Source organism: Methylomarinum vadi (genome assembly GCF_000733935.1).
Lineage (GTDB): Bacteria > Pseudomonadota > Gammaproteobacteria > Methylococcales > Methylomonadaceae > Methylomarinum > Methylomarinum vadi.
Map to the genome: position 1 here is coordinate 24,986 of NZ_JPON01000001.1, position 22,003 is coordinate 46,988.

The 22,003-nt window shown below is 55.9% G+C and carries 24 protein-coding genes and 1 pseudogene; 23 read left to right on the forward strand and 2 right to left on the reverse strand.

Annotated features, from left to right (window positions below; translation table 11 throughout):
• The first annotated feature begins 58 nt into the window (after positions 1-58).
• Positions 59-1,354: a tyrosine-type recombinase/integrase gene (locus tag EP25_RS0100125; protein ID WP_031432046.1), complete on the forward strand. Its 1,296-nt coding sequence runs from the start codon at positions 59-61 to the stop codon at positions 1,352-1,354.
• A gap of 11 nt (positions 1,355-1,365) precedes the next feature.
• Here the strand turns inward: EP25_RS0100125 and EP25_RS0100130 are convergent, their stop codons facing one another.
• Positions 1,366-1,623 (reverse strand): helix-turn-helix transcriptional regulator, encoded by a 258-nt coding sequence (locus EP25_RS0100130; RefSeq protein WP_031432047.1) that lies wholly within the window; start codon positions 1,621-1,623, stop codon positions 1,366-1,368.
• Between the two features lie 346 nt (positions 1,624-1,969).
• Entirely contained in the window at positions 1,970-2,698 is a 729-nt protein-coding gene (locus EP25_RS0100135; RefSeq protein ID WP_235185793.1) for a LexA family protein, read from the reverse strand.
• Positions 2,699-2,740: 42 nt separating this feature from the next.
• Here EP25_RS0100135 and EP25_RS0100140 point away from each other — a divergent pair, with 42 nt between their 5' ends.
• The 22 genes and pseudogenes from EP25_RS0100140 to EP25_RS0100260 all read left to right on the forward strand — a co-directional run bounded on the left by EP25_RS0100140 (position 2,741) and on the right by EP25_RS0100260 (position 21,969).
• On the forward strand, positions 2,741-3,007 hold the full coding sequence (locus EP25_RS0100140; protein WP_031432049.1) for a hypothetical protein: 267 nt from the start codon (positions 2,741-2,743) through the stop codon (positions 3,005-3,007).
• Positions 3,008-3,010: 3 nt separating this feature from the next.
• The gene (locus EP25_RS0100145; RefSeq protein WP_084190901.1) at positions 3,011-4,588 is read left to right on the forward strand and encodes a ParB family protein; all 1,578 of its coding nucleotides are present in this window, start codon (positions 3,011-3,013) and stop codon (positions 4,586-4,588) included.
• A gap of 5 nt (positions 4,589-4,593) precedes the next feature.
• Complete coding sequence (locus EP25_RS0100150) at positions 4,594-5,199, forward strand: DUF2857 domain-containing protein (RefSeq protein ID WP_031432051.1); 606 nt, start codon at positions 4,594-4,596, stop codon at positions 5,197-5,199.
• Positions 5,192-6,472, forward strand: a complete 1,281-nt coding sequence (locus EP25_RS0100155; protein WP_200874988.1) for an STY4528 family pathogenicity island replication protein — start codon at positions 5,192-5,194, stop codon at positions 6,470-6,472. The genes EP25_RS0100150 and EP25_RS0100155 overlap by 8 nt, the downstream gene beginning before the upstream one ends.
• Positions 6,473-6,637: 165 nt before the next feature.
• A complete protein-coding gene (locus EP25_RS0100160) occupies positions 6,638-7,411 on the forward strand; it encodes a PFL_4669 family integrating conjugative element protein (RefSeq protein WP_160172671.1) in 774 nt (257 codons plus the stop codon).
• Positions 7,412-7,887: 476 nt separating this feature from the next.
• A complete protein-coding gene (gene parM, locus EP25_RS0100170; RefSeq protein WP_051906293.1) occupies positions 7,888-8,910 on the forward strand; it encodes a ParM/StbA family protein in 1,023 nt (340 codons plus the stop codon).
• A 217-nt stretch (positions 8,911-9,127) separates the two neighbouring features.
• Complete coding sequence (locus EP25_RS0100175; RefSeq protein ID WP_029133474.1) at positions 9,128-9,532, forward strand: STY4534 family ICE replication protein; 405 nt, start codon at positions 9,128-9,130, stop codon at positions 9,530-9,532.
• A 104-nt stretch (positions 9,533-9,636) separates the two neighbouring features.
• The gene (gene radC / locus EP25_RS0100180) at positions 9,637-10,152 is read left to right on the forward strand and encodes a RadC family protein (protein WP_031432056.1); all 516 of its coding nucleotides are present in this window, start codon (positions 9,637-9,639) and stop codon (positions 10,150-10,152) included.
• A 98-nt stretch (positions 10,153-10,250) separates the two neighbouring features.
• Positions 10,251-10,679: a DUF6573 family protein gene (locus EP25_RS0100185; RefSeq protein ID WP_031432057.1), complete on the forward strand. Its 429-nt coding sequence runs from the start codon at positions 10,251-10,253 to the stop codon at positions 10,677-10,679.
• A 129-nt stretch (positions 10,680-10,808) separates the two neighbouring features.
• Entirely contained in the window at positions 10,809-11,465 is a 657-nt protein-coding gene (locus EP25_RS21545; RefSeq protein WP_036300031.1) for a hypothetical protein, read from the forward strand.
• 895 nt (positions 11,466-12,360) lie between these two features.
• Positions 12,361-13,227, forward strand: a complete 867-nt coding sequence (locus tag EP25_RS0100195; RefSeq protein ID WP_031432059.1) for a phage integrase N-terminal domain-containing protein — start codon at positions 12,361-12,363, stop codon at positions 13,225-13,227.
• Between the two features lie 31 nt (positions 13,228-13,258).
• The gene (gene pilL2 / locus EP25_RS22305; protein ID WP_200874989.1) at positions 13,259-13,840 is read left to right on the forward strand and encodes a PFGI-1 class ICE element type IV pilus protein PilL2; all 582 of its coding nucleotides are present in this window, start codon (positions 13,259-13,261) and stop codon (positions 13,838-13,840) included.
• Positions 13,830-14,588, forward strand: coding sequence for a hypothetical protein (locus EP25_RS0100205; RefSeq protein ID WP_031432061.1), 759 nt, complete (start codon positions 13,830-13,832; stop codon positions 14,586-14,588). The genes pilL2 and EP25_RS0100205 overlap by 11 nt, the downstream gene beginning before the upstream one ends.
• A gap of 5 nt (positions 14,589-14,593) precedes the next feature.
• Positions 14,594-14,863 (forward strand): hypothetical protein, encoded by a 270-nt coding sequence (locus tag EP25_RS0100210; protein WP_031432062.1) that lies wholly within the window; start codon positions 14,594-14,596, stop codon positions 14,861-14,863.
• Positions 14,856-15,428: a TIGR03759 family integrating conjugative element protein gene (locus EP25_RS21550; protein WP_084190902.1), complete on the forward strand. Its 573-nt coding sequence runs from the start codon at positions 14,856-14,858 to the stop codon at positions 15,426-15,428. Before EP25_RS0100210 ends, EP25_RS21550 begins: the two co-directional genes overlap by 8 nt.
• Positions 15,429-15,499: 71 nt before the next feature.
• Positions 15,500-16,407, forward strand: a pseudogene (locus tag EP25_RS0100220) (tyrosine-type recombinase/integrase).
• Entirely contained in the window at positions 16,404-17,501 is a 1,098-nt protein-coding gene (locus EP25_RS0100230) for an IS91 family transposase (protein WP_036300033.1), read from the forward strand. The pseudogene EP25_RS0100220 and the gene EP25_RS0100230 overlap by 4 nt, the downstream one beginning before the upstream one ends.
• Before the next feature lie 357 nt (positions 17,502-17,858).
• Positions 17,859-18,059 carry a hypothetical protein gene (locus EP25_RS23155; RefSeq protein WP_152555552.1) on the forward strand — a complete coding sequence of 67 codons (201 nt, stop codon included), beginning with the start codon at positions 17,859-17,861 and terminating at the stop codon, positions 18,057-18,059.
• Between the two features lie 3 nt (positions 18,060-18,062).
• Entirely contained in the window at positions 18,063-18,611 is a 549-nt protein-coding gene (locus EP25_RS0100245) for a lytic transglycosylase domain-containing protein (RefSeq protein ID WP_200874991.1), read from the forward strand.
• 4 nt (positions 18,612-18,615) lie between these two features.
• Positions 18,616-19,146, forward strand: coding sequence for an integrating conjugative element protein (locus tag EP25_RS0100250; protein WP_200874992.1), 531 nt, complete (start codon positions 18,616-18,618; stop codon positions 19,144-19,146).
• Positions 19,143-21,242: a type IV conjugative transfer system coupling protein TraD gene (gene traD, locus EP25_RS0100255; RefSeq protein WP_200874993.1), complete on the forward strand. Its 2,100-nt coding sequence runs from the start codon at positions 19,143-19,145 to the stop codon at positions 21,240-21,242. Before EP25_RS0100250 ends, traD begins: the two co-directional genes overlap by 4 nt.
• The gene (locus tag EP25_RS0100260) at positions 21,235-21,969 is read left to right on the forward strand and encodes a TIGR03747 family integrating conjugative element membrane protein (protein ID WP_031432069.1); all 735 of its coding nucleotides are present in this window, start codon (positions 21,235-21,237) and stop codon (positions 21,967-21,969) included. Before traD ends, EP25_RS0100260 begins: the two co-directional genes overlap by 8 nt.
• Positions 21,970-22,003: the final 34 nt, after the last annotated feature.

The window sequence follows — 22,003 nt, forward strand, 5'->3', positions numbered from 1 at the left end:
AAAGTTACACTTTTATCAGTTGAGTAAATCAAACTGAAACCAATTCAATAGGATGCCCATGACAACCGTACAGATTACCAAACCTCTATCTTCCAGGACAGTGGAAGTGATGAAACCGGGAGATAAAATTAAGGCCGATACGGGAGAGAACATCGGGTTGCGTGTGAGGTGTGGGGCCACTGGGGTGAAAACGTTTTTCTATCGCTATACCAGTCCAGTCACCTCAAAGCTCGTTCAGGTGAAAATCGGGAGCTTCCCGGAAACATCCCTGGCCGAAGCGAGGCTGAAACTTCAGGAACTAAAGCAAATCCGCCGCCAGGGGCGTTGCCCGAGAACCGAGGCAAAGGAGCAGCAAAAACAGGAAAAGGAACAGGAAAGGGCGAGGGTGGAGCCGGTTGAGAAGTTGTTTACCGTAAAGGACATGGTCGAACTCTATCTGACCCAATATATAGAAGACCGGAAATCCCCAAGCGGAAAGATCATTGCCGGTGCGCGGAAGCCGAAGGGTCAGTCAGAGACGCGCAGAACCCTCTATGGCGATGTGATTCCCAAGTTAGGGGAGATGCCAGCAAATTCTGTCACGCGGAAGGCCGTGGTGGATATGATCATGGCTATCGTGCAACGTGGGGCAAATGTTCAAGCAGGAAATGTACTGAGAGAGCTTTCCGCCGCCTACGAGTTTGCGATTGGTCTGGGCTATTTTTCAGACGAGTTTGCAAACCCGGCAATTCTCGCCAAAGCAAGCCTCAGACAGGCCAAGGTGAAGCTCACCCATCAACGAGGAAAAAGAGTCCTCTCTGATGCCGAGTTGGCGACATTGCTGAAATGGTTGCCTGGCTCCGATTACACCGCAACACAGAAGAATGTTCTTCGGTTTACCCTCTGGACAGGGTGTCGTACTGGGGAGGTCTGCAATGCGGCCTGGAAGGACATCGATTTGAAGAAACGGACATTCCACATAAGGGAGAGCAAGACGGAGGTCGAGCGCTATGTGCAATTGCCCCGCCAAGCGGTGGAGTTCTTGAAAACACTTCGCCTGACCACTGGAGACTACCCGTTCCCATCCCAGAAAACGCGGCTGCCTATCCAGCAAAAGCAGCTAACCGAGCAGGCCTGGCGAATGAGAGTAAACAACAAGATGGTAGATCTTCCTGCCTGGACACCTCATGATCTGCGCAGAAGCGTCAGGACCGGCTTGTCACGCCTGCAATGCACCAACGAAGTGGCCGAAGCGGTATTGGGGCATTCACGTAAGGGGATTGAAGGAACCTACGATTTGCACCGGTACGAGGCGGAGTGTAGGCAGTGGCTACAGAAATGGGCGGATCATCTGGACGCGCTTATTCGTGACTGACTGTCACTCAATCAATTGGCCAGAGTCTGCCTCTTTTCTACGAGAAGTTTTACTACGGCTTGAAGTTCCTCTGTCGTTTTTCCCGAGGCAAATGCATTTAACATCGTGTCCACTTCATGGGCCAGCCATCCGACAGAACGATTACCAAGGGAAACCCCGGGAGGGAACAAGCCTTCACTGATTCGACGATATAGGGTCGCGTGACTCATCCCGGTTCGATTTAACACCGCTGGCTTTCTTTCGATTCGGATTGGGTGAGCCTCAGGCATGCGCGATGAATACCCAAAGTGGGGGGTACTGTGCGATTGTTGCTTGCCTCATGAGTTCACATGTTCCACCGTGCTTTGATACGGAGTTCATACTAACGGCGGATCGTGCGAGAAAACGCGGAGAAGCGGGCAGCCACGTGCTATTTCGGGTGATGATAATGTCCATGCCAAAACTTTAGCACGGTGCCAATTTAATGGGCAAAGAGAAAATGTTTAGCAGGCGGATAAATAAGCTAACCGAGACGAGCTGAGGAGGGGTTCTATCCGGGGTACACTGTTGTTTCCAGGCAGCGATGATTAATCAGGAAAACAAATTTTCCTTGCAGTTTTTTTCAGGAGATTGTTCTTAAACCATCTCTCCCTTAAACACCACAACCCCACAGATCCGGGCATGCTGGTTGACCTCGATGATCCGGTTTGGCCACTCCGGATTCAGCGCCTTAAGGTACTGACGGCCTTCCTCGACGATAAGTTGTTTGAAGGTGGCCTCAGCGGTGTCTTCAATCATCACGACCACATATTTTCCATGGATCGCGTCGGCATGAGGATCCACGAAGATCAAATCGCCATCATGAAACTTGGGTTCCATGCTGACGCCACGTACGCGCAGGACATAGGAATCGTTGCTGCAACTAACCGGACACGGTAGCAACTCCTGACCGTATTGCGGCTGGTAACCCTCGGCGATTTCCATCCATTCTCCGGCCTGCACCCAGGAGATCACTGGACATAGGCTGCGTATGTCCGGGCCGAGGTGGGCATTGATCTCCGTGCCGGCAATGTCCGATTGCTCCCATTCATCCCTGTGTGGTGCGTCCATCCAGCCCTCCTGCTTGTCCATTCCGCGTTCCAGCTTTTCCGCCAGATCGTCACCGATGCCCCGCGGAGTACCTTTCTTCGTGCGCATCTGACGCCGGACCTGGCTGATATAGGAACTGTTGGTGCCGACGCGTTCGGCCAGTTTCGCAGCAGAGCCGGCTTCGGCAATCAGAAGCTCGAGATTCTTCAACCGAATTTTTTCTGGTATGCGCATCATGCAGGCAATATAGCAGAAATTTAGCACAAAGATAAACATTTAGTTGGCGAGTTAGCTTGCTGATAGATATGCATGGTGCTAATGTCCGGCATCATGAAGCTAAGGACATTTTTGAAATATGCCACCAAGCGGGAACGCGCAGAGTTGGCTACCGTTTGCAACGATTCAGTTGCTTATTTGTATCAGTTGGCTGGTAAGCACCGGCATGCGAGCCCGCAGATGGCGACGCGAATTGAGCAGATCAGCCAGCGGGTGGCGGACCGATCAGGAGGGCGGCTTGAGCCGGTGCCGCGGGAAAGCCTGGTCCGTTACCCGGAGATATTCGTCGGCCTGCAGGGATGGGAATGACCAATGGCTGGCAAACCCACAACACCGTCTGAGAATTTGTCGATCTCACAACCGGCAGAAGCAACCACTAGCCCGGCGCCACAGATGATCGACATCTCCCGAATTCAGCCATACGAGCACAATCCGCGTCACGGCCGCAATCCCGAATATGACCGGATTAGAGACTCGATTCGCAATACCGGTCTGGACCAACCTTTGGTGGTCACGCAGCGCCCGGATGCGACTGACTTTATCGTCCATGCCGGTGGTAATACACGGCTGATCATCCTGAAGGAGTTATTCGCTGAGACCGGTGATCCACGTTTTGCCGCAGTACCTTGCCTACTCAAAGCCTGGTGCTGCGAATCTGATGTCCTGCTGGCGCATCTTCGGGAAAACGACCTGCGGGGAGGCCTTACCTTTATCGATAAGGCGCGCGCTGTTTGCGAAGCGCAAAAATTGCTTGCCGAAGAACTCGGTCTCGATGTGATCTCTCAAAGGCGTCTGGAAACAGAACTCCGCCATGCCGGATATCGCATCACCCAGGCGCGTATTTCCCAGATGGTGTACACCGTCCATCGTCTATTGCCCGTCATCCCCATTGCACTCGAAGGCGGGCTCGGCAGGCCGCATGTCGAACGCATTCGCAGATTGGAGCGTGCCGCTCACAAGATTTGGCAGGATCGGTGTTCCGAGTCGGCAGAGGATTTCGAAGAGGTCTTCACGACACTATGCAAACGGTACGATAGCCCCGACTGGGACACAGATGTACTCCGCAGCGCATTGGAATCTGAAATTGCCGCTGCATTGGATGTCAGCATTCATACCGTACGCGTGATGCTCGATGCCGAGATGGCCGGCAGGGAACTGGTGATTCCAGAGGCCGAAGTGGAACCGGATCCGAATGAGGAATCGTCAGAACTTGAGCGCCCTACAGACGAATCGTTCGATCCTGACCAGGATGATGGAGTTTCGCGTGTATCCAGTTCGGATCGAACATCCACTGATGAGTTACCACCGGAACTACCGGATCAGGCGAATCCCGGTAGTGCGCCGGATACTGGTCTTCTGGATGACGATGTCAAAGAGACTTCTGAGCCTGACACCGAGCTACCGTATCTAACCAACGATACCAGTCCGAACGATCTGAAGTCTTTGCGTGGCCGAGCCTGGACGCTTGCGACACGACTGGCCCAGCGTAACGGTATGGCGGACCTCGTTGAAGCGGTGTCCGGCAAAGGCTTGGGATTCGTACTACGCGATGTTCCAGATCCAACCCTGGCGGATCAGCTCGACGAGGATAGTTTGAGTCAGCTCACCATGCTGTGGTGGCAGTTGGCGGCTTGTGCGGAGATGACCTTTGCACCGCTCGAGGCCATGCTGCCGCTCCTGCCAGACGAGTCCATCCTTCGCCGTGCACTCGAGACCGAAGATGCCGATCTGTTATTCAGCAGTATCTGGACACTGGATCCAGGTCACACCGGATATCGGCTCTGGCGGCCGCTCGATGATCGGGATTGGCGTGATTTGCTGGGCTTGATGGATACCTATCGACGCATCCGCCGTATCGCCGCGGAGACCGGTGTATCGGTCTGGGAGTAGAGGCGATGGAAAGCACGAAGGAATCCGATCTGGTCACCGCTGTACTGATGTATGCCATTCGCTGCCTGGCAGAAGGGGACCACGTGGCCCTGCAAAACATGAAATTCGGTCCACGGGAGATCGAGGCTCTGCGGGAGATGAACGTCTCGGACCTGTACCGTGTTGAATCGCTTCGTGCCCACTGTCTGGATATCGCCCTGAATCGGCAGGTCTACTGGCCGATGATTGATCACCTGCAGGTGCAGCGCGAATCGGAAGAAACCCTGCAGTCGCTGATCGCAGCCGATGCGCCGCATGAGATGCTGTTGATCCTGTTCGGATTGAATGCCCGTGATTACGGTCGGCTAAGGCGTACTCTGTCTGTGAGCCCTTCGGTCGGGCGTCCCCCCGAAGCCGATGAGGAAAGCTCCCACCGACTCTGGCAGGCCTGGTCGAGCCGGGTCGATGGGGAGACAACTGGATTACTCGCGCCCAAGGATTACCTGGAACTCCACCGGGAGACCGGGGTGCCGATGCGCGCCATCTGGAACCTGACCCAGCGATGGGCCCAGTACGGAAACCTGACCGGCCAGAATGACGATGGTGCCGCTCAGGTAGGTGATGATGGATGAGCAGACAGGCGTCATTCGTCCGGAAACACTCGCCCTAGACAAACTGATCAAGGCCACCATCGCTCGTGTGGAGGCATCACGCGATGGCGGTGCTGCCGACACGGTCCTTTTCCTCGGAAACCGGCACCAGTCTTTTCCCACTGCGGTAATCCGCGATCCGGTACTCGAGCCAGTCGACAAACTGGTGTGGATGGTCATCATGTTGGCGGTTCAGGAGACAGGGGCTAATGCCGCTTTTCCGAGTTATGAAACCATTTCCCGCCTGGCCAATGTTTCATCGCGTTCTACGATAGCCCGTGCGATTGCCATCCTGCGTGCCTCGCGCTGGTTGACCCTCTGTGGGCGTATGCGTAAAGCGAGCGGACGGTTTCGCGGTAACGTCTATGCACTGCATGATGAGCCCCTGCCACTGGCCGATGTGATTCACCTGGATGGCAACTACATGGCCTTTCTGAACAAGGCCGTGAGCCATGGTCATGCCCGGGTGCGTACCGTGGCCAAGGGCGTGTTGGCATCCATTGATGAGGATGTCAGGGGCGGGCGTGACGTATGCGCCCTGGAGCATCCAATTGAACGGCGGTTGCAGTCAGCGGTGAGCACAGGTAACGAAGGACTACGCCGGTTCTTCTCGTTTACCCGCGATGCTATCCAGCAGATTCGTCAAGATTCTATGGGCAACATGCAGGCGCGGGATCACCGTGACCAAAATTCGAACTCGGTTGAGACCCGAGTTCAAAAATCGAATGCACATAAATCGAACTCAGGTTGTAGTAGTAGTAATAATAAAAAAACAACAACTACTACTTCTGGTGAAGGTGCGTCGAAATTTATGCATGCCGGTGAGCATGGTGAGCCGCTGGTATATCCGCGGCGTCTGGGCGAAAACCAGCGAGACATCGTAAACCGCTATCTTTCCAAACTCGCCCCAGCGGATCGCCAGCCGATTCTTGATGAGCTGGAGGGACGGTTCCAGGCCGAGCAAAAGGGTATGAAACCGGTCTATGACGAGATCAGCTTCCTGTTCCGTCTCTGTGAACGGATGAAATCCGGCGAGTTTGTGCCCAATCTCGGCATCAAGGTACGGGATGCCCGGCACGCGCGGGAGATTCAGCGTCAACAGGTAGCACGCCAAGACACAGCCACGGAACCGAAGGAGACTGAGGAACAACGCCAGAAGCGCATGGCGCTGGCAAAAGTACGGATGGATGAAATGCGGAAGGCGTTGGGAATGCCAATAGATAAGGGGCCATCGTCCAAACCTAACGAGACATAAAGTCTCCCCTAGGTGATTCCAGTGGAATCACCTGCCGAAATTCCAACTCATTACAGAACCCTCCCATTTGTCGACGGGGTTTTCCCTTGTTCATAACGAGTGCGCATGCGTTTATACGCGCAAACTCATGCAACTCTATCGACAGAGGGGGGAACCCGACAACCCATGACCACGGAAAACCCGATCCCCAAACCGGCCGATGCCGACAAACTGGGTCCACTGCGTGGCCAGGTCTGGCTGACGCTGCAGACGAACCAGGCGCGTCGGCTCATTCGTGGTCGAAACGGCACGAAAGAACAATCGCCGATCATTGGCCTGGGGCTCTTCGCTGAGCGGCTGCGACTGATCTGGCAGGCGTCGCGCAACGGTGATCCATACGCAGACTGGTGGCTAATCAAAGTACATGAAGCCATTGAGGAGCGGGAGGCGCTATTCCTGCGTCTCCAGCGGGATCTGGATGAGCGGTTGACACAGATGGGTTCGATAGAGGTCGCGGTCGCCGAGTCTGAACGACCCTACCGGATGCCACTACAGTTCGCGAACCCCTATGCTTATCAGGCTGCACGCCTTCTATCGACATACGATACCCTGGTTTGTGCCGCGCTAACCGCCGGCCACATCGGTGTGCTGGACCGTGCATCACGCGACCACGTCATAGAGTTGGGCGCACGCAAGATCCGCGGTCTGTTCATGATTCCCCAAGGTTATCGCTTTCTGCGCATCGAGCGATCCGATATCCAGAAAGACAACGACAAAAATACACAGGCTGTACAGTTCATGGGAGTGGTTCCCGATGATGTATTGAGTGGCAAACGTCGTGCACCGATGGCGCCGATTCAACGTCATTTGTCATCAGGATTCTCCAGGAATCTCGGACTGCATTCCGCACCCTCCACACCGACCACAGCTCCTTCCTCTGACGAAAACGACGACACGTGATGTGTCGGGTTTCCTCTGGTGTGCCAGGTACGTGTCTCCATAATCCTGAGCTTGTTTGAAGTCAGTGGGGCCGTCTTGTTATGGCAAAAGCACAACCTGGAACCCGAGTCACCATACAGCTTGATCCTCGTGTGGCGCTGGAATCCGTCCTGCTGAATCGACACAGACAAGTGCCGGCTAACCGCCGGCAGGAATGGTTGCGTGGGTTGCTGGTTCAGGGATTTAGATCCGAGATCGAATCGCTACGCAGTACATCTGACGATAAGAAACGCGATTCGACCACGGCATTTACGAAGTCGATGCCCCGGTCGCCGCGAAGGACTGCCGGACTTCCTGAATCGGTGCCTGCGGTTGTGAACGCTGAGCCAATGTCGGCCACGGAGGGTGCTAAACCCTTTGCGGCGCTAGGCAAGGTGATGGGCTAGGGCAGGCAACCAACAAACATACTCGATAACGAATCAGAGGATTAAAAATATATGGCTGACGCAAGCTCAATAAATCCCATCCCGGTTGGCCTCGACGATGGCTATGCATTCACCAAGATCGCACTTCCGGACGGCCGGTTACTCGCGATTCCTTCACGTGCTCGCGTGGGCCAGTCCGGTGTGACCTGGATCCATGAGGCCGAACAACGAATCTCTGAGTACGAGACAGAGGATACCGTGTATTCGGTTGGAGCCCTGGACGGTGCGCCCACGCATTTTGAGGGCTACCCATGGTCTGGTCTGAACCGAGCAGTTGTTCAGCACGCCCTGCAGCAGGCCGGACTTGCTGGAAAGAGTGTGCATGCAGTGTCCGGTTTGCCTGTCAGTTCCTTCTACCGCAAGAGCGGTGAGCATCGGCAGGAAACCATCGCCAGGAAGCGCGATAGCCTCAAGCAGACAGTTCACCCACTTTCTGGTGCGCTGCCAGCAGGCATAGCGTTTCATGAGGTTATACCTGAGGCGTTGGCCGCCTGGTACGACTATGTGATTGTCGAACTGGAGGACGGCGTCACACTCGATGCGGATCGTGTCTCCGTTCCGGTTGCCATCGTCGACATCGGTGGGCGCACGACAGACTACGTCGTGGTAAAGGACCAGGGCATATTGCATGCCTCGTCCGGCTCGCTGCAGTGCGGAATGTTGAACGTGAAACAGTGCGTGACCGATGGTATCCAGGAACGATTCGATCTGGAGACACTGAGCGAACAGCTCGTTTCCCATGCGATCGAGAACAAGGCCGTTCGCTTGCAAGGCAAGAATCATGATGTTGCTGCGCTGGTCGAGGCCGCCAAGCGCGAGGTCGTCGAGCAAATCCATGATGAGACCCGCCGCCAATTGGGCTTGGGCATTGAGCTGGATCGTGTGCTGTTCGTCGGCGGCGGAACCGTGGCGTTGGCAGACCACATTGCCAACTGGTTCCCGCATCAGGCGATTGCCGAGCATCCGGCGTTTGCCAACGCCCGTGGCATGCTCAAGTACCTGCGCTATGTCTGTGAGGCCTCTGATGCGGCCTGATTGTATTCGTTTTACTGGTTTTATCCGTCGTCACTGCGGTTCAGTGACAGTCGAGGCACCGTCGGGCCGTGCAATCGGTGCACAGCGACAGTTTGCTGTCGTCGGTCCTTTCTCAAGGGAGTGGAACCTGATTCCATTTCATTCACCCTGCCGGGCAAGCATCCCCGTCAGGGGTGCGCTTGTTCCGGGAGTTTTTAACCTCTAAGGAGCAAGTGCTATGTCAACCAACGAAACCAAGCAGTATTTCGATCTTCACACCACCGGCATCGGTTATCTCAATCGCGTCCGGGAGGTGACACCCAAGGAAGGAGAGCCCTTCCTGAGTATCACCATCGCTGCCCTTCGTGGCAGTGTCGACAACGCCCAGTACACGCATTTCGAGTGTCGCGTGTCCGGCAAGCAGGCGCAGGAAATCGTGCGCCAGCTCAAGCCGGCCGTCGAGGGCAATCTGAAGGTACTGATCGGCTTCACACTCAGTGATCTCTTTGCCGAGTCCTTCACCTTCAAGAACGGGGACAAGGCCGGCGAGACCGGTATCAGTCTGAAGGCACGGCTACTGCGTATTGCGTGGGCCAAGGTCGACGGGCAACCGTTCTACACCGCACAAGAAGACGCGGCGTAACTCAACGTTTGGCCGGGTAACACCATGTTACCCGGCCATTTTCCACCCATCGGGGGATCATTCCTCCGAGGGACTGGTCTCCCTTTTTCCTGAGGAGATCAGTCATGAAGAAAACGGATGCGTCCGTAGAGGCGCTGGTAGAAGACCGTTTGTCCGGTCTGAAACCAGCAGACTTGAACGATGTGGAAAAGCAATCAGTGATCACACTGGCGATGAAGGTGTTGTCTATCAAACATCGAGCCGGCAGGGTTTTGAGTAAACCGGACGAGACGCGGGATTTCCTGCGTCTGCGCCTGGCAGACTACCGTAATGAAGTCTTCGGATGTCTGTTTCTTGATAACCGTCACCGGATCATCGCTGTACGTGAGCTGTTCCAGGGCACCATCGATGGCGCCTCGGTTTATCCGCGGGTCGTGGTGCAGCAGGCCATGGAGGTGAATGCCGCCGCTATGGTCTTTTTCCACAATCATCCGTCGGGCGTTGCTGAGCCCAGTCATGCGGATGAGGCGATTACCCGCCGTCTGAAAGACGCACTTGCACTGGTTGATGTGCGGGTGCTTGACCACTTTGTGGTCTCGGCTGGCGAAAGCGTCTCTTTTGCAGAACGAGGACTGCTCTGAAGCCCAACACTTTTCTACAAACCCTGCCGGGGAAGCATCATCTTCTCCGGCAGGGGAGGAGGTGTGACCTGGTGTCTATCCATCACAGGAGAATACCCATGAGTAACATTTCCAATGAACAGTCCGCCGAAGCATTTTTCGGTGAAGTAATTTCAACCTATACCCGTGCGCAGGCCATCGATGACGGTGTACTGATCGATGCGGGTTCCATGGCCAGTGAGGCTGGTTTCAAATGGCCTGTTGCGCTGACATCTGCAGTCTGGGCCGATTGTGTGGCCTGGACCGAGGATGACAGTGAACAGCAGGTGCACCAGGATCAGTCGGGTAGGCTTTGGGACGTCCTGTATATGGCGTCCCACGCCATACGCACCGCCAAAGATTCGGGTGACCGGCTGCTGTTCCAGCTGTATCGGGTAGCCCGTGACGGTCACTCGACCGAAGCGGTGCTGGTCACACTGAAGCTCATTGTCGGACCAGGTGATGCCGGTGAACCGGTTATCACTATCCTGCAGCCGCATGAGGACTGAAGCGTAGTACCCATGCTGTTCGATCAACCGATCAAGTCAACGACTTGAGTTCTTCGCCATACCCATCGGGGAGGTCATCTCCCCGGTGGGTGATGGTCTCCCCCTGTAACCAATCAGAAGGAGATCATTATGAAATATGTTATTCAATACACCTTGCCCTATGAGCACCGTGTCATGGTCGGCATCGAGGCCGACAATTCGAACGAAGCGGTCAGGAAGGCCGAGACTCTGTTCGACCAAGGCGACATCTGGCAGGACACCGAAAAGGTGCCGTTATTGCTCGATGACTATGAAGAGAAGGGCGATAGCTCGTTGCTGTTCACGGTCGAACAGACGTTGCGCGATGATGAACCGTGGCCAACACCGGACGCAAGTGTGGTAACGCTTCGTCGCAGGGATGCGGCCTTCCAGGCGGCGAGGTTGCTGGTCGAGGCCTACCGGCGTGGTGAGGCCCGAGGCGGCAGCATCGACTGGAGTGATCTTGATGATGCTTATCAGGCGGCGCTTCGGGGAACCGGGTCGAGTTCGGATGGAATCAACCCCAGTCCGGCCTGCGAAAGGCTGGTTGTCGTTATGGAAGGCGGCATCGTGCAGGCAGTGATTGCCAATCAGCCAGATACAGCACCGGATATTGCCGTCGTCGATTACGATACAGACGGCTATGAGCCCAACGAGCTGCGTCCTATTACGCAATCGGATGGTAGCCAGTCGCTTGCGCTTGTCATTGAGCATTTTGTCGAGCCGGCTGGTATCAATCTGGATGAAGTATTCCAGGAATCCGAATAGTCACCCCCATCCCCACCAACGCCCCGCTTTATGCGGGGCTCCTTTCTCCGCTCCATTCCATCACGTAGACCGACCCGACGGACGTACGAGTGAGTCAGCTACTGGCAGACTACGTCCAGTACCAACGCTTTATGGCTGTCCACTGAGTCCACATGCCTTGCCCGCCACGGCAACGCGAGCCTCTAACTCGCGTGCCAAGGGCGGGGCCGCACTCAGCGGCGCCTGTGGGCCCCAGTGGGCAGGTAGAAATGCTCCGAAGGATTGCACCAGCCTATTAGTAGCAGGCCGCGTGACAGGTGGATGCCTGGCACACGGCGTGCCTGAACCGAAGGCGCCCTCGTCACTGGCAAGCGAAGCGGGGTAGTGACGAGGGCGGCATTCCCGGAAACGGCGCGGGTTTTCGGCAGGATTATTCAGTGCAGGGCCAGTGATGAAGGCCGATACTGCCGCCCTCGATCGATTTTAACCGTGGCTACTGCGGATACAGTAGCAACAGAGCGCGCCCGAACCCTTTGATGCGCTGCGGCGAAAGCCGTGGGTTCATTCTCCAATCCGAGCCGACCACGGGATCGGTTCTTTCTCGCAGGCACCAGCCTGACTCGTCGAGCCGAGACGCCCACCCCTGGTGGTGCCGTCGATGCTCATTCTTCATTAACTGCGGAAGTGTTCCGCCTATCTGAAAGGAGGTGATGTGTAACCACACTTAAATCGCGCCTATGACGGCGCACGTTGGTCCACGCCAGACCATTCCCTCCGGGGAGAACCGGCGTTGCCTAGACCAGGCAGCTTTAGGTCGCAATGGGCGTAGTGTCCCATGACCGTACCGCGTGCGCGGGACCGAATGGCTATGGCCACCGGTTGGGTCAGAAACACTTACCGATATGCGAGAACACTTTTGAGAGATCTGAACTACCAACTCAAGCAGATTTGCCGTCGAAACCGGGACGGCAGTTTTACAACCCAGCGAGACCGGGAGCGGCTGCTGACGCAGATCGCCGACCAGCTCCATGATCTGGGTTACCGTCATATGAGCGCACAGTCGCTCAAGCCCAAGCACATCGAGGCTTTGGTCAAAAACTGGCAAGAAAAAGAGCTGTCGGCCGGGGCGATGAAGAACCGGCTGGCAGTCATTCGCTGGTGGGCCCAGAAGGTCAATCGTCAGAACGTCGTTGCACGATCGAACGACCACTATGGTGTTCCTAACCGGCAGTTTGTGACCAACGAATCCAAGGCCCGTAGTGTGGGGGCGGAAGAACTTGGCAAGATTCGAGATGCCCGAGTTCGGATGAGCCTGGAACTACAGCAGGCCTTTGGCTTGCGCCGAGAAGAAGCGATCAAGTTCATACCGGACTACGCAGATCGCCGCGACCATATCGTCCTCAAGGAAAGCTGGACCAAGGGCGGCAAGGCGCGAACCATCCCGATACGGACTGAGGCCCAACGTACCGTTCTCGATCGTGCGCGACAGCTGGCCGGTAAAGGTTCTTTGATTCCCAGCGCAAAGAACTATCGACAGCAATTGCGATTGTACGAAGCCGAGACCGCCAGGGCAGGCTTATCCAGGATGCATGGTCTTCGCCATGCCTATGCCCAGAACCGTTATGAGGAACTGACCGGATGGTGTTCACCCGCGGCGGGCGGTCCTGCAGTCAAAACGCTCACGCCGGAACAAAAACGGATTGACCAGCAAGCCCGCCTGACGATCAGTCTCGAGCTTGGGCACGAGAGACCACAGATTGTGGCTGTGTATTGCGGGACGTGAATACAGCCACGAAAACACTGCGCCGGTGAGAATGGATTATCCATTTTCAGTACCCGAGCGCACCTTCATGATGCCGGCCAGGTTGTATCAAACCACTGAGGCTGAATCCATTATGAAACGATCACTCTTTAATCCTGCGAACCCTGGTGCAGTGACGGCGATATGCATCGCCGGTCTGTGTACTGTCACCAGTGCGAACCTTCATGCAAGCGATATCCAGACAGGCCGGTATTCAATGGTTTCCGCGGCTCCGACCCAGGCGCAGTCGGAACTGTTGGAAGCGACCGTTACCGTTCAGTTGCCGGATCGGATCCAGACCATCGGAGAGACGGTGCGATATCTTCTGCAGCGCAGTGGTTACCGGCTGGCTGCTACTGAATTCACCGCACCAGAAACGCTTGCGTTGTTTGCGTTACCGTTGCCGGCTGTCCATCGCCATCTTGGGCCGATTACATTGCGCGAGGCGCTGGAGACGCTCGCGGGTCCGGCCTTCCATTTAGTCCAGGATCCTGTTCACCGACTGATCACATTCGAGCAGTGTGCAGTGAAGCAGGTTGCTGCCCACGGGACCATGAACATGGCTAATGTGGAGGTAGCGCAGGATGACGACTGAGCAGCAAGCGGAGCAGATCAATCCGTCAGAAAAGGAGAGCAAGCAGGATAAGGCAGAGAGGCAGCCAAGAGCCCGGCGGCTGGCTTACAAGTCCGTACTGACAGCCGTTGTGGTCGGGATCGTTGTCATCAGTGCGCTGTCGCTTTCCAAGATCCAGCGGCAAGACAGACCGTTGGATGAACTCCAGATACAGGACTCCAGTACCCCAACCCGGGCGGTGATCAAAACACCGGAACTGGAGGTAGGTGCGGACGAGGACAAAGTCGAGCAGATCGAACAGAGGCTGACATCATTGTCTGGTCGGATCGACCGCGGTTTCGAAGTGCAAGTGGCCCTGAGTGCGGATGTGAAGAAAAGCCTGGCTTCAGTGGCTGAAGGTGTTCGCGCGATCAAAGTGGCCGTTGCCGATCTTGCGGAAAGTAACCATGCCCTTCGCCAACGTATTGACGATTCCATTGCACGGCTGAATACCCTTATCAAGGAGACTCAGAAGCGCAAGGTCGCCCAGCAAAAACCGGCGGCCAGACCGAAACCTTCACCCGCCAAAACTCCACCGTTTCACGTCGATGCCATCGACGTTTGGGATGACATGACCTACGTGGCCATCTCCCAGGCAGGCCGCGTTGCATTCTTGAAGTCCGGAGAGCAGCAATCAGGCTGGACGGTGGCTGGCATCGACCGCCTCAAGGGCAGGGTCGAATTCAAGGGGCCGCATGGCCAGAACCATTCCATTTCATTGCAGAGGTAGAGCCGATGGAAATCGTATTAGCCGTGTTATTGCTCTTCGGCAGTTTTGCGCTGGGATCAGCGACAGCAGAGAAAAATGATGGTGCTGAACCATCCAGCAATAGTGCATCTCGTATCCAAACTACGGCAGATTCAGTTCCCGCTACACAGGAGATGCGCGGGTGTTTGTCTGACAAGTCCGGAATGTACCGGGATCTGACGGTGCCCTATATCGTCCAGAGAGACCAGGCAGCACCAAAGGCCGACACGTGTGAAGGGGAATGTACCGATGAGTAGACGATGGAGATCTATGGTTTTTCTGGGCGCTCTTATCGCGTCGACTACCGCGATGGCTGTCGAATTATCACATACCCAGATAGAAGATACCCGGCAGGATAGTTCGCAAAAAGGCACGAATGTCTTATCAGCCACGGATTTTGCGCATGCCCGTCTGTGGGGTTTGTCGGAGACGGAGTGGCGCCGTTACAAACAGTTGATGCAGGGCATTCGCGGGAGCATCAGCCCGGCGACGATATCGCCCATCGAAGTACTCGGTATTCATGCGCGTGATGATGCGGAGCGGCAGCGATATGCCGAGGTGTGGGCGCACGCCATGTATGAAGACGCAGGCCGTATCCTTGCGTTCCAGCGCGCCTACGATGCAGCAACCAAGCGCCTGTATCCAAATATGTCGCTGATTGACATCAGCCGGTTGCCGGGTAAGACCGAGGTGAAAAATCCCTTTCAGTCCACAGACCGCCTGTTGTTCTTTACTCGCCCGGATTGTCCGGCCTGCGATCTGGTGCTGAATAAGCTGTTGGACGAAGCCGCTAACGCGGAGAAAAGCGGCAGTAGCCGGTAATTTATAAAATGTAATCTCACGCCCTCTTTTAAGAGGGATTATTCCATGACGAATCATGAGGTTACGCGACAATGACAACATCATTCGAATCCCATTTCAAGCAAAACTATCAAAGCCATCTGAAACACCTCAAACTTAAAGGGTTGCAGCCCAAGACGATCGAGGCCTATGCCCGTGCGATTCGACGTATCGGCCAGTATTTCAACGAAGACATCAATGCGTTGACCGAACAGCAACTGACCGATTATTTCACCGATTTGCTGGAGTCGCATTCTTGGAGTGCGGTCAAGTTGGACCTGTACGGTCTCAAGTTTTATTACACCCATGTACTGCGCAAGCCTTGGGTCGCGCCGCAGTTGGTCAAGCCGCCGAAGGCGCAACGTTTGCCGGATATCGTCACTGTCGACGAGGCGCGGTGTATCTTCCAGTCCACGCGTATTCTCAGTTACCGGGTGTTCTTTTTCACGCTCTACAGTCTAGGTTTGCGCCTCGGCGAGGGATTGCGTCTTGAGGTTGGGGATATCGATGCCGGTCGCCAACGCGTGCATATCCGAGATGCCAAGGGCAATAAGGATAGACTGGTGCCGTTGCCGGCTGCCACCCTGGATTTGCTACGCCGCTTCTGGCAAGTTCACCGGCATCCGGTCATGTTGTTTCCCAATCGCCATGGCGGTTTGAAGGGCGCGCAGCGCGCGCAGAGCCCTTTGGATCGCGGTGGCGTGCAAAAGGCTCTGCGCCAAGTCGCGCAAGACTGCGGTTTAAAAAAAAGATTACCCCGCACTGTCTGCGGCATAGCTATGCCACACATTTGATTGAAGCGGGCGTCGATCTACTGGAAGTGCAGAAAATCCTCGGTCACCACAGTATCCTCACCACTGCCCGCTATACTCACCTGACCGACGGCACGAATCAAAATACCGGCCAGTTGATTAATGCCTTAATGAATGGCTTCGACATCGACTGGGGGGCGGTCAAATGATCTTGCTTTCCGCCATCATCCAAACCTTCGAAGCCGAGTTTCTGGTCGCTTACCAGGGTCGCTTGTCACCCAGTCAGCGTCAGGCGCTGGCCGCGATGAAACACTGCCGCACGTCGCAAGGCCCTGTGATGTTGGCGCAATGCGATGATTGCGATCGGCAACGCTTGGTGCCGCATTCCTGCGGCCATCGCAGCTGCCCGCATTGCCAGTCGCACGAATCGCAACAATGGCTGGAAAGGCAGTTGCAGAAGCAGGTGCCGGCCGAATATTTTTTGCTGACGTTTACTTTGCCCAAAGAACTCAGGCCGTTGGCCTGGCAACAGCAACGTACGTTGTATGATCTGCTGATCCGCTGTAGTTGGGATACCGTCAACACCTTCACCCGCAACGATCAACAGCTTCAGGGCAATGCCGGTGCTATTGCTGTGTTGCATACCCATTCCCGCCGATTGGATTACCATCCGCATGTACACTTGGTGATGCCGGCGGCCGCCATCGATCCTGATAAACGACTGTGGCGCACCAAACAGGGTAAAAAGGGCCGGAAAGGCTATTTGTTCAATCACAAGGCAGTGGCCAAAGTGTTTCGGGCCAAATTGCTTGAAGCGATCTCGCAGGCCGGTTTGACATTGCCTGACTACTATCCGCAACAATGGGTCGTTGACGTCAAGTCGGTCGGACGCGGCGATAAAGCCTTGGTTTATCTGGGACGTTATCTCTATAAGGGCGTTATCCAGGAAAAGGACATTATTGCCTGCCGAGATGGCCAAGTAACCTTCCGTTACCAGGACAGCAAAACCAAAAAGTGGCAGACTCGAACACTACCCGGCGTGAAGTTTCTGTGGCTGATGCTCCGCCATGTTCTGCCCAAAGGCTTTAGGCGGACTCGCAACTTCGGCTTTTTGCACCCCAACAGCAAACGGCTGATTCGTCTGCTGCAAGTCTTGCTCGGCGTCAATCCCAATCGTGCTATCGCTTGGCTCAGGCCCCGCCCGAAACTCCAATGCCCATGTTGTGGTGGAACCCTGCAGATTATCAAAACGCGCATTCTCGGTTCTTCGGCTGTCATGGCATTGAATTCGACCAAAGCGTAGAGGCAAAACCGGTTATGTAAGCGGCATTTCTCACTGACCCAAACCGATCATCGGGCATTTTAGCACCGAGGCTTTCGTTCGGTCTGAATTCAGGGCAAAATGCCGCTAAAATCCGAAATTCCGGGTGTGATGATCAGCATCACGCCCATTTCAGCCCGTTTATCGACGTCAACGCTTGAAATGGGCCAACACATCCCCCAATCCTTCGAAAAGCTATTTTCTTATATAACGCTCCCTCCGAATACCGGGCTTGTCCAACAAACGGTTCAGATTGTGGCTCGCTCCGCGATTACAATCTAACCTTATTCGTTAAAGCGGATCGACGAAGTCAACGGTGTCGATATCTATCTCACCCATGTGGACAAGGGAGATGATCGCACCGTCAGGGAGTGGGCATCCAATCACCAGATCGATCCCGACTGGGTACGCAGCCGGCGGATTACCCTCAATCATGATGGCGGTGCCCTCGACAAACTGACCCAAGGGCAAGGTGAAGTGCCGTCCATTTTGCGCCGTCGAGGCGAGGACGTTTCAAGACTACCGGTTTCGGAGCTCTAGCCCATGGTGGCGTTGATGCGAGTTTTTGGCTGGCCGATGGTATTTGCCGTCCTGACGCTTCCTTCCATGGGGAGGGCGAATGAATCCGTGCCAACGGGTTATCGCATGATTGCGGCAGAGCATGGAATACCCCAGAGCGTTTTGTTTGCTGTGGCACTCACTGAAAGCGGTAAGCAGACGGGACAGACGGGTACCCTCCGGCCCTGGCCATGGACATTGAACGTGGCCGGACGGGGTTACTTCTTCGATTCCCGACAAGCGGCCTGGCAGGCATTGATGGCGTATCTGGAGGAGGGGAAGCGTTCCATCGATATTGGCCTGATGCAGGTCAACTGGCGTTATCACCAGGATCGGCTCGGGACCCCGTGGCAGGCACTCGATCCGTATCACAACATACGCGTGGGCGCCGGGATTCTGCAGGATTGTTACGCCACGCGGCAGGACTGGTGGGGTAGCGTTGGCTGTTATCACTCGCCGAAGGATTCCCATCGTGCAGATCGGTACCGTCGCCGTGTTGTCTCCCACTGGCAGCGCATCGTACAGGAAGGATAAATCAATGGGTCGATTCAATCTTTATTGCCGCAAGGTCTTGGTCATGAGTTGCTTGCTCGTACCCGCCATGGCTCAGGCTGATCTGACCGTGATCCACGACACTGGCAATACACAACCCATCGCGCCTTTTCTGGAGGTTTTTCAAACTCAAGATGGTTTACCACAGCAAAGTCAGGTTCCAACAAGACCCCAGCTCGGCGCTGCTGACCCTAAAGCCTGGTTGCCGATTCAATCACCCGGCCTGACACCGGGGCCGGTGCAGGCCCGTGCGCATGACCGGCCGTTCACGCGGCCATTTTTCTTGATCGGGTCAGACAGCCACTCCCGACAGTGGCTGCAGACACACCGCGATCGGCTCAAGGAGATCGGTGCGGTTGGGATGCTGGTGCAGGCCGAGACGATGGATGATTTGCGAACGATTGCCAGATTGGCTGACGGCCTATCGATCCTACCAGCCTCGGGCAGCGACATCGCGAAGGCACTGAGCGTTTCGCATTATCCGGTACTGATCTCGGCGTACGGCATCGAGCAGTGAGCGCGCATCCCATCGAGGCCCTGCTGCGGCCCCCGGTCGAGCTGTGGTCGACATTGGTGGCCTTTGCGACGGCAGGGATAGCCATTCTGGCTCCCTGGGCGCTGATGATGCCGCCGGGTGTTGCCTATGGCGCCGGCGCCGTACTCGGACTGATCGGTTTGATCCGGGGTCGACAAGCCTGGCGGGTGCTGCGTTACCAGCGCAACATGCGCCGGCTGCCCATCTATAAGGTGCGATCCCGCAAGATCCCCCTCAGCCGCCGCAAGCTCTTTTTAGGACGGGGCTTTCGCTGGACCCAGAAACACACTCAGCGATTGCGCGATACCATCCGGCCAGAGGTCCAGCGTTACGTCCAGCCGGGTAGACTGTATCAATGGGCGCGCCGCAAGGAGGTAGCCTGGGAATCGGTCCCTATCTTAAGTTTGTTGGCGCGGCTGTTTCGGGTCCGGGCCTGGTGGAACCCGCTGTCGCCGCTGCCGGCCGTCGGTGGCAAACCGGCCCTACACGCTGTCGAGCCTGACGAGCAGGATGTGTGGATGGACATCGGCGAGCGGGTGGGGCATACCCTGGTGTTGGGGACCACTCGCGTCGGTAAGACCCGGCTCGCCGAGATCCTTATCACCCAGGACATCCGCCGCGGTGACGTGGTGATCGTCTTCGATCCCAAGGGGGATGCGGGTTTGTTGCGGCGTGTGTATGCCGAGGCCAAACGGGCCGGACGGACCAAAGATTTCTATATGTTCCATCTGGGATTTCCCCAGGTTTCGGCTCGCTACAATGCCATCGGCAACTTCTCGCGCATCACCGAGGTTGCTACCCGCATCGCCAACCAGTTGCCCAGTGAAGGAAATTCGGCGGCATTTAAGGAGTTCGCCTGGCGATTCGTTAACATCATTGCCCGTGCACTGGTGGCGCTAAACCGCCGTCCGGACTATCAGCAGGTCCGACGCTACATCAACGATATTGAACCTCTGTTCACGGAGTATGCCGAGGCGCATCTGGAGACACACGGCGCGGAAGACTGGAAGGAACAGGTCGAGGAACTGTCGAGCAAGATCTCGGAACGAAACCTGCCGGCAGCTCTAAGGGGGCGCAGTAAAGAAGCTATTGCGCTGATGCGACATCTGCAGACCCAGGACCTCTACGATCCAGTCCTCGATGGGCTGGTGTCTGCCTTCAAGTACGACAAGACCTACTTCGACAAGATCGTCAGCTCCGTCGGTCCGCTGATGGAGAAGCTGACCACGGGCAATATCGCCGAACTGATCTCGCCGGATTATCTGGATAAGAACGATACGCGTCCGATCTTCGAATGGATGGAAGTCATCCGACGCAAGGGGATCGTCTATGTCGGGCTGGACGCCCTGACTGATACCACAGTGGCCAGTGCGGTGGGCAATTCCATGTTCGCTGATCTGGTGTCGGTCGCCGGACACATTTACAAGCATGGCGTGGACGGAGAATCCATCGATACGCCACCGACAATTTCCATGCACGCCGATGAGTTCAACGAACTGATCGGTGACGAGTTCGTCCCATTACTGAACAAGGCCGGTGGCGCCGGCTTTCAGGTCACGGCCTACACCCAGACCTGGTCGGATGTCGAAGCGCGCATCGGCAATCGTGCAAAAGCAGGGCAGGTAGCCGGTAACTTCAACACGATGATTATGTTAAGGGTGAAAGAGCTGGCTACAGCCGAGATGCTCACCGACCAGCTACCCAAGGTTGAGGTGTTCACCCTGATGAGTGTCTCGGGTGTCAATGATTCCTCGGAGCCGGGTTCCGGGATCGATTTCAGCTCCCGCAACGAGGATCGAATTAGTGTTTCAGAAGTCCCGTTGCTGACGCCGGCCGAGTTGATAACCCTACCCAAGGGACAGGCCTTTGCCCTCCTGGAAGGTGGCCAACTCTGGAAGATTCGCATGCCGTTGCCCGCAACGGACTCGGATATGCCTGAAACGCTCACCGAGATAACCAATGAGATGGAGCGCACCTACATCACCAACGATCACTGGTACCGCGTGCAGGAACCGTGGTGGGGAGCCGCGCCGGACGTCAGCGAGTCCGAGGTAGAACCGGAGGCCTCCGATGGCTGAGGCCGTAGCAGATCCTCGTCGCCGTGTGGTTCAGCAAGGACTGTTTTCGAAGACCTTATCGGCAGTCGCGAAGGTCATCCTGTGGTTATTGTTTTCGCTGTTGTTCTCGATCATCGTGGAGTGGGCAGGCATGGTGCTTTGGTGGCCGGATGAAGGGGTCGATCACAGCCGTACCATGCTGGTCACGGAGATCAGCTATCTCGACAATGATTTTCGTCGCAGCGTTGTGACCTCCGATCCGGCACGATTCGCCAAACGGTTCGCCGATAATTCCTACCACTACCTTTTCGAGGTGACGCGGTTTGTGGATTTCATCCAATGGGTGTCACTGCCTCCGCGGAAGTATGAGCAGGGCGTCAGGGCGACGCTGCATAAGGTTTATAAACCCCTGGTAGAGTACGTCCTGGCCATGATGCAGGTGACCCAGGTGTTCTCAGTGCGCCTTGCCATTTTGACCCTGGCGATGCCGATATTTTTACTGTTTAGCCTGGTCGCGCTCGTCGATGGATTGGTACAACGTGATCTGCGTCGATGGGGTGGAGGTCGAGAGAGTTCCTTTGTCTATCACTATGCGAAGAAGGCGGCACTACCTTTGGTTGTCCTGACCTGGGTGACCTATCTCGCCTTGCCGTTCAGTCTGCATCCGACCCTCGTCATCTTGCCGTTTGCAACCTTGTTCGCGCTGACGGTGGCGGTCACAGCGAGTACCTTCAAGAAATATCTGTGAGGGATGAGAGTGGTGTTTAGGGTGAACTGTCAGA